Raw genomic sequence first — 12,480 nt, forward strand, 5'->3', positions numbered from 1 at the left:
GACTGCGGGGAAACCGGCAGATTGGCGCGATCATACTCCCGGGCAAACCAAAGGTGCAACTAGGCACAACCACTCAGATACATCAGGAAAAGTGGTTGCACCGTACCTTGTGCTACGCTGCCCCTGGCGCAACCGGACCCCACTCAGGTTCCACTCAGATACGCAGAGGATCGATCTCCAACTGCCAGCGCACGCCCTTGGCATCGCCCAGCGCCTCGCCAAAAGTTTGCACCCACTCGCTGATAAATCTTTGCAGTGCAACGCGCGAGGTACTTTCCACCAACATTTGCGCGCGCTCCCGGTTAGCCACCCGCACCATCGACATCGGCACCGGGTCATGGAGTTGCACCTCCGGCGCCATCCGGCACGCATCGGCCCGATGCCGCGCGCTCTGGAGGAAGGCGAGCGCACGCTCCAGTTCGGCATGATCGGCCGTGACAAGCACCTGGTAGGCAAACGGGGGCAACCCGGCCTGGCGGCGCTCGCGCAACTGGGTAGCCGCGAATCCATCATAGTCATGGCGTACCAATGCCTGCAATGCCGATGCATCGGGATAGCGGGTCTGGATCAGCACCTCGCCCGCCAGCCCTGCCCGCCCGGCCCGTCCGGCCACCTGCATCAGGGAGGCAAACAAATGCTCGGCCGCGCGAAAATCGTGGCTGAACATGGCGGCGTCCGGATGGACGATGCCGACCAGGGTCACGCGCTGGAAGTCGTGCCCCTTGGCCACCATCTGCGTGCCGACCAGGATGTCGACCTCGCCCGCGTGGACCTCATCGAACATGGCCTGCGCGCTGCCCTTGCGGCGCGTGGAGTCGGCATCGATGCGGGCGATGCGCGCTTGCGGGAAGCGTGCCGCCAAGGCCTCCTCGATACGCTGGGTGCCTCGGCCAAGAGGTGCAACGTCAACATTTCCACAATCCGGACAATGGTGTGGCACCGGGGATTCCAGCCCGCAATGGTGGCAGCGCAGGCGGCGCTCCGGCCGGTGCAGCACCATATAGGCCGAGCAGCGCGGGCATCCGGAGAGCCAGCCGCAGCTATCGCAGGCCAGCACCGGGGCGTAGCCGCGCCGGTTCAGGAACAGCAGGCTCTGCTCGCCACGCTGCAGACGGGCCTCGATGGCGTTGAGCAACGGCACCGACAGCCCTTCGTAGAGGGCACGCTGGCGCTGGCGTTCCTGGTTGATGTCGATCAGCCGCACCGTGGGCAGCGTGGCATCGGTCTGGGCCCGCTCACGCAGCACCAGCTTGCGGTAGGTGCCCTGCTCCGCACGCCACCAGGACTCCATGGACGGCGTGGCGGAGCCCAGCACCACGGCCGCGCCGAGCTGCTTGGCCCGCCATACGGCCAGGTCGCGCGCGGAGTAACGCAGGCCTTCCTGCTGCTTGTAGGACGTGTCGTGTTCCTCGTCGACCACGATCAGCGCCAGGTGTGGCAGCGAAGCCAGCACCGCCAGCCGCGTGCCCAGCACGATGCGGGCCTCGCCGCGGTGCGCGGCCAGCCATTGCAGCGTGCGCTCCTGGTCGGCCAGGCCGCTATGCAGCACCGCCAGCGGCTGATGAGGAAAGCGCGAGGCAATGCGGCCCTGCAACTGGGGCGTGAGGTTGATTTCAGGCACCAGCATCAGCACCTGCGCCTGCGCATCGCGCGCCAGCACCTCGGCCATGGCGTGCAGGTAGACTTCGGTCTTGCCGCTGCCGGTGACGCCGTGGAGCAGGAACGGCGCGAATCCCTTGGCCTGCCCAATGGCTTCCACGGCCACACGCTGCTCTTCGTGCAGCGGCGGCGCGGTGGACGGCTCGGCAGCCGAGGGCGCGCCCAGCAAGGGCTGGTCAGCCCGCTCGGAAATCACCCAGCCGGCCTCGGCCCACTGCGCCAGGCGCGAGGGCGCCGCGCTGCATAGCACGCGCGCCTCGGCGGCGGATACCACCCGCCCGTCCCCGGCGGCTGCCACCAGTGCCTGAGCCAGCGCCAGCACGGTGCGGGCGCGCGGCGGCACCGCCGCCAACAGCGCCTCGCCCTGCCCCGGGGCCACGCGGTAGTGTTCGCTGCGGGCACGCAGTGCCAGCCGCGCCCAGCCGTCGGCCTCGCGCAGGGCCGGAGGCAGCGCGGGCAGCATGACTTCGCCAAGGCAGCGGTGGTAATAGCGTGCGGCAAAGCCCGCCAGCGCAATCCAGTGGGCGCCAAGCGGCGGCAGCCAGTCCAGGCGCTGTGCGACAGAACGCAGCTTGTCCGCGGGTACATCGGAGTGCGCGCAACGCGATACCGCCACGCCGACCAGCGTACGGCGGCCGAACGGCACCGTGACCAGTTCGCCGGGCTGGACTTCCGGGCCAGCAAGGTAATCGAAGACATCGTCAGCCGGCGTATCAAGTGCCACCCGCACGACGGCAAGCGGTGCGCCGTCGGTGGCATCCGCGGCCGGCCCGGCTTGCTCGGGAATCGCCGGTGACGTCACATCGTGCCTCCCGGGCCGATCGCCCAGCGCAGCGGTGGGTACGGTCCAGATTGGGGCGCGCAAGCCCAATGCATGTGCAAACCGAGGCTGAGCCGTTTTCCAGACAAAATCAGTGTGCGGTGCAACATTAACTTAAAGTAACGCTTCAAATGTGCCCCTAAGTCGATGATAGATGGCTGGTTTTCCCGGCCCCGGGCAGCGCCTGTGGATAACTTTGTTGAAAACTCGTCCGGAGTTCCCGGCAAGCCCCGTAAAACAAGGCTCCCACGGGCATTCCAGCCTGTGCGTGGCCAGATGCAATGCCTTGTAAATCAAGGACTTGGCGACATCCCTCAGATGAGTTAGGGACTAACCCGCTCTTGCACTGCGGAAAACCCATTGATGTGCATAAGTCAAGCCTTGACAAGCGCGAACCGGCACCGAAAGGGCGAAATATTGCAAAATAGTTTACTTGACAGCGCTTCGGGCAAGCCTCCCCCGGCACCCGCCCGTCCGGGTGCGGCGCGCGAGGCCAGCTCGCTGCGCCGCACAGGCGGTACCCCCGGGTGGGAGGGAAGACGTGCACCAGCTGTCACCTTGCCGCGGTGCGCAGCTGCCGGCTGTAGCGATGCACCTCGTCCACCAGCACCGTCACATTCTCGGGCGGGGTGAACTGGGAGATGCCGTGGCCAAGGTTGAAGACGTGTCCGTCGCTGCCGCCGCCGGCGGCATAGCTGTCGAGCACGCCACGCACCTGCTCGCGAATCGCGGCTTCCGGCGCAAACAGCACATTGGGGTCGATATTGCCCTGCAGTGCCACCTTGCCGCCGGTGCGGCGGCGCGCCTGCGTCAAGTTGACCGTCCAGTCCAGACCGAGCGCATCGGCACCGATCTCGGTGAGCGCCTCCAGCCACAATCCGCCGCCCTTGGTAAACACGATGGCCGGCACCTGCTCGCCATTGTGCTCGCGCTTCAGTCCGGCCAGCACCTTGCGCATATAGGCCAGGGAGAACGTCTGGTACATGCCGTCGGCCAGCGTGCCGCCCCAGGTGTCGAACAGCATCACGGCTTGTGCACCTGCCTCGATCTGCGCATTCAGGTAGGCCGACACGGCTAGCGCGTTGATCTCCAGGATGCGGTGCATCAGGTCGGGGCGGCTGTACATCATGGCCTTGACCGTGCGGAAATCGGAGGAGCCCGCACCCTCGACCATGTAGCAGGCGAGCGTCCAGGGGCTGCCCGAGAAGCCGATCAGCGGCACGCGCTGGCGGCCGTCCTGCACCAGCGCCCGGCGGATCTCGCTGACCGCGTCGAACACGTAGGACAGCGAGGCCATGTCCGGCACCGCCAGTTTCTTGACGTCGCCTTCGGTGCGCAACGGGTGGGCAAAGCGCGGACCCTCGCCTTGCGCAAACGACAGCCCGAGGCCCATGGCATCGGGCACGGTCAGGATGTCGGAGAAGAGAATGGCCGCGTCGAGCGGATAGCGCTCGAGGGGCTGCAGGGTAACTTCCGTGGCGTAGGCCGGGTTCTTGGCCAGGCCGAGGAAGCTGCCGGCGCGAGCGCGCGTGGCGTTGTATTCGGGCAGGTAGCGCCCCGCCTGACGCATCAGCCACAGCGGGGTGTACTCGGTCGGTTGCCGGCGCAGCGCGCGCAGGAAGGTATCGTTCTGCAATGCGGTCATGGTCATCCTCGTAAGACCGCCATTTTACGGGATGGCCGGCCGCTGCCGGCAGCTTAGATATCCTCCGCCAGTTCCTTGAAGGCTTGCGCGGCGCGGCGCATCCATTCGCGCGCGCGCGGGGCATCGGGCTGCAGGCGGGCAAAGCCGTGCGTCATCCCGCTTGCCTCCAGCGTGATCACCGGCGCGCCGTAGCGCACCAGGTAGTCAGCGTAGGCCAGGCCGTCGTCGCGCAGCACGTCGTGGGCGGCAACCATCACCACGCTGGCCGGGGGCAGGTGCTGTGGCGCGGCGCCCATCAGGTGGATGCGCGTGTCTTCGATGGCGGCGCCGGCGGCAAGGCGCTCGGCGCCGATGAATTCCGTCCAGAACCAGGCCATTTCGTCGCGAGTGAGGCCGGGACCATCCGCGAAGGCGCGATAGCTTTCGCTGGCCAGCACCGGCGCGGCCACGGGATAGATCAGCAGCTGGGCGTTGACCAGGCCGGGGCGCCCGTGCGCATTGGCCCAGCGCGCGGCCTGCGCGGCCAGGTGCCCGCCCGCGCTGTCGCCCGCCACTGCCAGGAAGCCCGTGTCCAGGCGCAAGCGGGCGCGTTGCTCGGCGAACCACAGCACCGCCTGCAGCGCGTCGTCGCACGGCGCGGGGAACGGATGCTCCGGTGCCAGCCGGTAGTCCACGCTGGCCACCGCGCAGCCGGTGTCGGCGGCAAGCAGCGCTGCCACGCTGTGATGCGTGTCATGCGATCCCACCACCCAGCCGCCGCCATGGAAATAGACGATCAGGCGCGGCGCGGCCACGCCCTCCGGGCGGAACAATCGCGCCGCCAGCGTGCGGCCGGGTAGCACCAGCTCCATGTCGGTGGACTTGATGCCCCCCGGGTCGGGCACGACCGAGGTCGCCGCGATCTCGGCGAAGCGCGCGCGGCGGCCGGCGGCACCGGCCGGCTCGGGCTGCCCGGCGTAGCGTTCGGAGAGCCGGCGGTAGTAATCGAGAAGCTGGGGATCGATGGCCATGGCTGCTTGGGACTAAATTGAGAGCGGGATTGAAGGCGGGATTCGGAGCTAGCGTGACTAGTTTAGCGGGATCAGGCGGCCTGGCGCATCAGCTCGATCTTGCTGCAGCGGTCCTGCACCGCCAGCAACCCGGCGGCGGTGGCCCGGGCAAACGCCGCATCATTGACGATGCCGAGTTGCAGCCAGACGCCGCGGGCGCCGATCGCGATGGCATCCTCGACCACCGGCGGCACATCGGCGGCGCGGCGGAAGATATCGACCCATTCAATGTGCTGCCCGGACTTGGCCAAGGCCGCAGCGGCATCGGCCAGGCTGGCGTAGCAGGTCTCGCCCAGGATGCGCTCGCCCGCATGGCGCGGATTGACGGGGACAATGCGATAGCCGTGGCGCTGCAGGTAGGCGGCTACTTCATGGCTGGGCCGGTCCGGGTGTCCGGACAGGCCGGCCACGGCTATCGTCTTCATCGCCAGCATGCCGCGAATGGCTGTCTGCATCTCGCTCACGTCGATTCCTTCTCAAAGGGTTCCGGGGACTTGTCGCGGCCGGTACCGGGCGGGCGGGCACAACTGCCCAGCCGCGCGAACGGCACCGCTACCTGGTAAGCGCCCTGCGCAAATGGGCCGACCGCGTAGGGGGCATAGTGCAACACCACGCCACCGCGGTACAGGGTAAACGGGACGCGCGATTCCTGCAGCGCCTGTGCGTCGAGCACGCCACGTGCGGGCTCGGCTGCGCCCTGCCGCTTCAGTGCGGCTTGTAGCTCGTCATTGAGTTTTTGCAGGCAAGCCTCGCCCGGCTGCAAGAGTTCAGCTAGCCCGACCCGGCGATAGACCGGCTGGGCAGTTGGCGCGGACGCCACTGCACCCGCCGGGCCGTGACGCCGCCACGTGCCACTCACGAAGTCGAGGCTGCCATGTGCGCCACCGCTGTAGCGCCAGGTGGTGCGCAGCAGGCTGACGTTGCCGGCATCCAGCCGCATCACCTCGATCGCGCTGCGGCACTCCTGTTCACCCTGGCCGCAGGCGCTGGCACGCAGTGACGTAATGAGGGTATCCACGCTCGGGCGGCCGGTTTCGGGATAGCGCTCGGTAAGACGTGCGCCAGCCACATTCACGGTGCGCTCGCGATAGATTGCCTTGCGCGTGAGCGTCAATGCCTGGCGGTGGGTACCGTCGGTATTCATCCATTCCCCACTGACACTCAACCCATCGGAGGAGACGGTGCCCTCAAAACGTGCACCATCGCGGGCTTCAGGAAACTCAACAGGCGCCTGGCCAGTGGCGCGCTCGCGCACGCTCAGCCGTCCGTCGGATGTCAATTGGCCATCAAGTTGACGCGGCGCGGAGGCAAGCATTGAATCGTAACGGGCCGTGCCGTCGATCCCGCTAGTGCCCGCGCGCGGAAATATCGTCAGCGATACCTGTATGTGGCCGTCGAGCTCGCCTTGCCAGAGCGTACCAGCGGGGGCTTGCGGCTCTGCCGCGCCAGCCTGGCCAGCCGCCATGAAAGACGTCGCCAGCAACGCCGCCAGCCTATGCTGGACAAGGCCTCTCGCGATATCCGCGGGCGCCAGGGCAAAGCTGTAAAAGGAGGGAAAGGGGAAGGAAAGCGGCATGGCAGTGGATGGCCGGACCGCGAGGCGGATGGCAGGATCAGCGAAAGCTATCGGACCCGCGCCGCGTGGTGATGTTCCCGCCGCCTGACGACAAGTGCGGGGAAACGTGGCGTAACATGCCTGTTTAGACGCTTATTTAGTTACCGCGCTTTCAACTTCTTGCAAACCGATACATTTTGTTACTGCCATCCCCAAAAGTTTCCCCCACAATGCTTCAACACAATCAGTTTTTGTGAAAGGCGTTCCCTCCCCCAAAAGAAAGGGAGGGCGTCATGGAAGAAAGCCTAAGGAAGCATTCCCACCCAGATTGACCGGATCACAGGCGATGCCTGTGATCGGTGTACCAGGTTGAGATGATGTTGGCGCTTGCCGGTTCCGGCTGGTTGGATCGTCTGAATGCGATCAATACCGCCTGACCGAGTGCTGGACCACCAAGAATGTGGTTAGCGCCTGTTGGTTGACCTGGACCTTACCCGTTCCTTCGAATTGACCCCTCGAAGGGATTTTCCCGTCCGCGCGGTGCCTCCCCGGCCCGCGCGCTTTTTTTTGTCCTGAGCCGACAGAATAGTCGTTGGCATAAAAAAAAGGCAGCCTCGCAGCTGCCTTTTTTTTCGCCGCCGCCAAAAAAACAACAGCTGCGGCGGCCCTGCTTTTCTTACCGTTTCCGGCGCAGGCGCGCGATGGCAGCCAGCTGTGCTGCTGCCACGGCAAGCTCGCTCTGGGCACGTGCCAGGTCGAGATCGCTGCTCTGGTTCTGCATCAGCTCCTCGGCGGCGCGCTTGGCTTCCTGCGCCTTGGCTTCGTCGAGATCGCTGCCGCGGATAGCGGTGTCTGCCAGCACGGTGACGTGCTTGGGCTGGACTTCGAGAATCCCGCCGGCCACGAACACGAACTCTTCGCTGCCGTCTTCCTTCTCGATGCGCACCGCGCCCGGCTGGATACGCGTAATCAGCGGCGTATGGCCCGGCAGGATACCCAACTCGCCCGACTCGCCCGGCAGTGCCACGAACTTCGCCTGACCGGAGAAGATCGACGATTCGGCGCTGACGACGTCTACAAGAATGGTTGCCATGTGAATTCCTTTAGTCCCTGAAAGCTTCGGCTTCCCGTTGCCAGGAAGCAGGTATTCCGCTGCCAGGCTAAGGGTGGCCGCCCCGGACGTTGCTGTCCGTGGCGGCCCCCACTATGGCGCTGGCAGCGAAAGACGCCGCTTACTGGAGCTTCTTGGCCTTCTCGAAGGCTTCGTCGATCGAGCCGACCATGTAGAACGCTTGCTCCGGCAGGTGATCGCACTCGCCGTCCACCAGCATCTTGAAGCCGCGGATGGTTTCCTTCAGCGTGACGTACTTGCCCGGCGAACCCGTGAACACTTCCGCAACGTGGAAGGGCTGCGACAGGAAACGCTGGATCTTACGAGCGCGCGACACCGACTGCTTGTCTTCCGGCGACAGTTCGTCCATGCCCAGAATCGCGATAATGTCGCGCAGTTCCTTGTAGCGTTGCAGCGTTTGCTGCACGCGACGGGCCACGTCATAGTGCTCTTGACCCACGACTTGCGGGTCCAGCTGACGCGAGGTCGAGTCGAGCGGATCGACTGCCGGGTAGATACCCAGCGCGGCGATATCACGCGACAGCACGACGGTCGAGTCCAAGTGCAGGAAGGTGGTAGCAGGCGACGGGTCGGTCAAGTCATCCGCAGGCACGTACACGGCCTGGATCGACGTGATCGAGCCAGTCTTGGTCGAGGTGATGCGCTCTTGCAGCTTGCCCATTTCCTCGGCCAGCGTCGGCTGGTAGCCCACTGCGGAGGGCATACGGCCCAGCAGTGCGGACACTTCGGTACCGGCCAGCGTGTAGCGGTAGATGTTGTCGACGAAGAACAGGATGTCACGGCCTTCGTCGCGGAACTTCTCGGCCATGGTCAGGCCGGACAGTGCCACGCGCAGACGGTTGCCCGGCGGCTCGTTCATCTGGCCGAACACCATGGCCACCTTGTCGAGAACGTTCGAGTCCTTCATTTCGTGGTAGAAGTCGTTCCCTTCACGGGTACGCTCGCCCACGCCGGCGAACACCGACAAACCGCTGTGCTGCTTGGCGATGTTGTTGATGAGCTCCATCATGTTCACGGTCTTGCCGACGCCGGCGCCACCGAACAGACCCACCTTGCCGCCCTTTGCGAACGGGCACACCAGGTCGATCACCTTGATGCCGGTTTCGAGCAGGTCAACCGAAGGCGACAGTTCGTCGAACTTCGGGGCCTTCTGGTGGATCGAGCGCAGCTCGTCCGAAGCGATCGGGCCGGCTTCGTCGATGGGACGACCCAGCACGTCCATGATGCGGCCCAGCGTGCCGTGGCCGACGGGCACCGAGATCGGGGCGCCAGTGCCCTTCACTGCCATGCCGCGGCGCAGGCCGTCCGACGAGCCGAGGGCAATGGTACGCACCACGCCGTCACCCAGCTGTTGCTGCACTTCGAAGGTCAGGCCCTTCTCGGCGAACGAGGCTTCGTTGCTGTCTTCCAGCACGAGCGCTTCGTAGACCTTAGGCAGCGCGTCGCGGGGGAACTCGATGTCCACCACGGCGCCAATACACTGCACAATATTTCCGATACTCATTTCGTATCTCCGATAGCTTGAATACTTGACGCCTTAGACGGCTGCGGCACCGCTGACGATTTCCGACAGTTCCTTGGTAATCGCTGCCTGACGGGTCTTGTTGTAGACCAGTTGCAGTTCGCCGATCACGTTCTTGGCATTGTCGGATGCCGCCTTCATGGCCACCATGCGCGCCGATTGCTCGGACGCCATGTTTTCGGCCACGGCCTGGTACACCAGCGCTTCGACGTAGCGGACCAACAGTTCTTCCACTACGGTCTGTGCGTCGGGCTCGTAGATGTAATCCCACGAGTAGGCGCGCTTTTCATCTTCGGTCTGGGCAAACTTGTCGGCGGGGAGCGGCAGCAGCTGCTCCACCATCGGCTCCTGCTTCATCGTATTGATGAACTTGGTGTAAGCCAGGTACACAGCATCGACTTCACCATTGGTGAAGGCGTCGAGCTGGACCTTAATGGCACCGATCAGTTTTTCCAGATGCGGGGTGTCACCGAGGTGCACCACGTGCGAGAGCACCTTGGCGCCGATGCGGCCCATGAACTGCAAGCCCTTGGAACCAATGGCGGTGCTCTGCACCTCCACGCCGCGGCTTTGCAGCTCACGCAGCTCATTGGTTACCGCACGCAGCACGTTCGTGTTCATGCCGCCGCACAGCCCCTTGTCCGTCGTTACCACGATCATGCCGGCGCGCTTGATGTCGCGTGCCACCATGAAGGGGTGCTTGAACTCGGGGTTGGCCGCAGCCAGGTGCGCCGCGATATTGCGCACTTTCTCAGCATAGGGACGGGCGTTGCGCATCCGTTCCTGCGCCTTGCGCATCTTGGACGCGGCGACCATCTCCATCGCCTTGGTGATCTTGCGCGTGTTTTGCACGCTCTTGATCTTGGTTCGAATTTCTTTCGTTCCGGCCATATCTTCCTCTCCATTCGTGCCGCACCGGCACCGTCATGGCAACGGCGCCGGCGCAGTTTCGTGGAATTGCGCGGTTAGAACGCGGCGGACTTCTTGAAATCCTCGATCGCGGCACGCAGGGTGGCTTCGTCTTCCTTCGACAGATCCTTGGAATCTTCGATGCGGTTGACGAGGTCGGCGTACTTGGTCTTCAGATGGTCGTGCAGGCCCTTCTCGAACGGGAGAATGTCCTTCACTTCCACGTTGTCGAGGAAGCCGTTGTTGGCTGCGTACAGCGACGCGGCCAGCTGCCACACCTGCAGCGGCAGGTATTGAGCCTGCTTGAGCAGTTCCGTCACGCGGCGGCCGCGCTCCAGCTGCTTGCGGGTGGCATCGTCCAGGTCGGAAGCGAACTGCGCGAACGCAGCCAGTTCACGGTACTGGGCCAGGTCGGTACGGATACCGCCGGACAGCTTCTTGACGACCTTGGTCTGGGCGGCACCACCAACGCGCGACACCGAGATACCGGCGTTGATTGCGGGGCGCACACCTGCGTTGAACAGGTCGGTTTCCAGGAAGATCTGGCCGTCGGTGATCGAGATCACGTTGGTCGGCACGAAAGCGGACACGTCGCCAGCTTGCGTTTCGATCACGGGCAGCGCGGTCAGCGAGCCGGTCTTGCCGGTCACTGCGCCCTTGGTGAACTTCTCGACGTAATCGGCGTTCACGCGGGCTGCGCGCTCGAGCAGACGCGAGTGCAGGTAGAACACGTCGCCGGGGTAAGCTTCGCGGCCCGGCGGGCGGCGCAGCAGCAGCGACACCTGGCGGTAGGCCCAGGCTTGCTTGGTCAGGTCGTCATAAACGATCAGCGCGTCTTCACCGCGGTCGCGGAAGTACTCGCCCATCGTGCAACCAGCGTAGGCAGCCAGGTACTGCATGGCGGCGGAGTCCGAAGCCGTAGCAGCAACGACGATGGTGTATTCCATCGCGCCCAGTTCTTCGAGCTTGCGCACCACGTTGTTCACGGTCGAAGCCTTCTGACCGATTGCCACGTAGACGCAGAAAACGCCCTTGCCCTTCTGGTTGATGATCGCGTCGACAGCAACGGCGGTCTTGCCGGTCTGGCGGTCGCCAATGATCAGCTCGCGCTGGCCACGGCCGATCGGCACCATCGCGTCGATCGACTTCAGGCCGGTCTGCACCGGCTGGCTGACCGACTGACGTGCGATCACGCCAGGGGCAACCTTTTCGATCACGTCGGTTTCTTTGGCATTGATCGGGCCCTTGCCATCGATCGGCTGACCCAGCGTGTTGACCACGCGGCCCAGCAGTTCCTTGCCAACCGGCACTTCCAGAATGCGGCCGGTGCACTTGACCGGGTCGCCTTCGGAAATGTGTTCGTAGTCGCCCAGCACCACGGCGCCGACAGAGTCGCGCTCGAGGTTCAGTGCCAGACCGAACGTGTTACCGGGAAATTCCAGCATCTCGCCCTGCATCACGCCAGACAGGCCGTGCACGCGGCAGATACCATCGGTCACGGAAATCACCGTGCCGGTGTTGCGCACTTCAGCGTCGGCGCCAAGACCCGAGATGCGGGACTTGATCAGCTCGCTGATTTCTGAGGGGTTCAGTTGCATCACAATGCTCCTAATTCTTCAATCCGTCGGCTGGTGCGCTTCTCGCGCATCATGCGGTCAGCGCCACTTGCATTGCTGCCAGGCGCGCACGCACGGAGGTGTCGAGCACTTCGTCGCCGACCTTGACGCGCACGCCGCCAATCAGCGACGGGTCCACCGCAACCGAGGGCTGCAGCTTGCGGCCGAACTTGCGTTCGAGCGCGGCGACGAGGTCGGTCAGGCTTGCGCCCTCAAGGGGGAAGGCACTCGTGATCTCGACATCAGCCGACCCTTCACGGTCGTTCTTGAGCGCATGGAACTGCTCGGCGATTTCCGGCAATACCGACAGGCGGTGGTTATCCACCAGCAGGCTGACGAAGCGCTTGGCTTCGTCGTTGACCGGAGACTTCAGGGCCGACAGGAACAGTGCGCTCAGCTTGTCGCCGTGCACGTTCGGATCGCCAGCCACCGCCTTCATGTCGGGATTGGCGGCAACTTGCCCCATTTCCGACACCAGCTCGGACCATGCATCCAGATTGCCGCTCGATTCGGTCGCGACGCGGAACAGCGCCTCGGCGTAGGGACGGGCAATGGTTGCGGTTTCAGCCATGA

Annotated in this window: 10 protein-coding genes; all 10 read right to left on the reverse strand. The window is 64.7% G+C overall.

The window, feature by feature from the left end:
• Positions 1 to 154: 154 nt before the first annotated feature.
• Positions 155 to 2,461, reverse strand: coding sequence for a primosomal protein N' (locus tag AC1DQR_RS19545; protein WP_416049962.1), 2,307 nt, complete (start codon positions 2,459 to 2,461; stop codon positions 155 to 157).
• Between the two features lie 571 nt (positions 2,462 to 3,032).
• Entirely contained in the window at positions 3,033 to 4,130 is a 1,098-nt protein-coding gene (hemE, locus tag AC1DQR_RS19550) for a uroporphyrinogen decarboxylase (RefSeq protein WP_416049963.1), read from the reverse strand.
• 47 nt (positions 4,131 to 4,177) lie between these two features.
• A complete protein-coding gene (locus tag AC1DQR_RS19555; RefSeq protein ID WP_416049964.1) occupies positions 4,178 to 5,134 on the reverse strand; it encodes an alpha/beta hydrolase in 957 nt (318 codons plus the stop codon).
• Positions 5,135 to 5,205: 71 nt separating this feature from the next.
• Positions 5,206 to 5,628, reverse strand: a complete 423-nt coding sequence (locus AC1DQR_RS19560) for a CoA-binding protein (protein ID WP_416050407.1) — start codon at positions 5,626 to 5,628, stop codon at positions 5,206 to 5,208.
• A 5-nt stretch (positions 5,629 to 5,633) separates the two neighbouring features.
• On the reverse strand, positions 5,634 to 6,638 hold the full coding sequence (locus AC1DQR_RS19565) for an RsiV family protein (protein WP_477133579.1): 1,005 nt from the start codon (positions 6,636 to 6,638) through the stop codon (positions 5,634 to 5,636).
• 766 nt (positions 6,639 to 7,404) lie between these two features.
• Positions 7,405 to 7,821 (reverse strand): F0F1 ATP synthase subunit epsilon, encoded by a 417-nt coding sequence (locus AC1DQR_RS19570; RefSeq protein WP_043350759.1) that lies wholly within the window; start codon positions 7,819 to 7,821, stop codon positions 7,405 to 7,407.
• 139 nt (positions 7,822 to 7,960) lie between these two features.
• Positions 7,961 to 9,364 carry a F0F1 ATP synthase subunit beta gene (atpD, locus tag AC1DQR_RS19575; RefSeq protein ID WP_150987508.1) on the reverse strand — a complete coding sequence of 468 codons (1,404 nt, stop codon included), beginning with the start codon at positions 9,362 to 9,364 and terminating at the stop codon, positions 7,961 to 7,963.
• Between the two features lie 33 nt (positions 9,365 to 9,397).
• Positions 9,398 to 10,273: a F0F1 ATP synthase subunit gamma gene (gene atpG / locus AC1DQR_RS19580; RefSeq protein WP_416049966.1), complete on the reverse strand. Its 876-nt coding sequence runs from the start codon at positions 10,271 to 10,273 to the stop codon at positions 9,398 to 9,400.
• A gap of 74 nt (positions 10,274 to 10,347) precedes the next feature.
• The gene (atpA, locus tag AC1DQR_RS19585; RefSeq protein ID WP_150987510.1) at positions 10,348 to 11,889 is read right to left on the reverse strand and encodes a F0F1 ATP synthase subunit alpha; all 1,542 of its coding nucleotides are present in this window, start codon (positions 11,887 to 11,889) and stop codon (positions 10,348 to 10,350) included.
• A 49-nt stretch (positions 11,890 to 11,938) separates the two neighbouring features.
• Positions 11,939 to 12,478 carry a F0F1 ATP synthase subunit delta gene (locus AC1DQR_RS19590; protein ID WP_006157248.1) on the reverse strand — a complete coding sequence of 180 codons (540 nt, stop codon included), beginning with the start codon at positions 12,476 to 12,478 and terminating at the stop codon, positions 11,939 to 11,941.
• Between the last annotated feature and the right edge of the window lie 2 nt (positions 12,479 to 12,480).

The organism is Cupriavidus sp. 05L411, assembly GCF_056398045.1.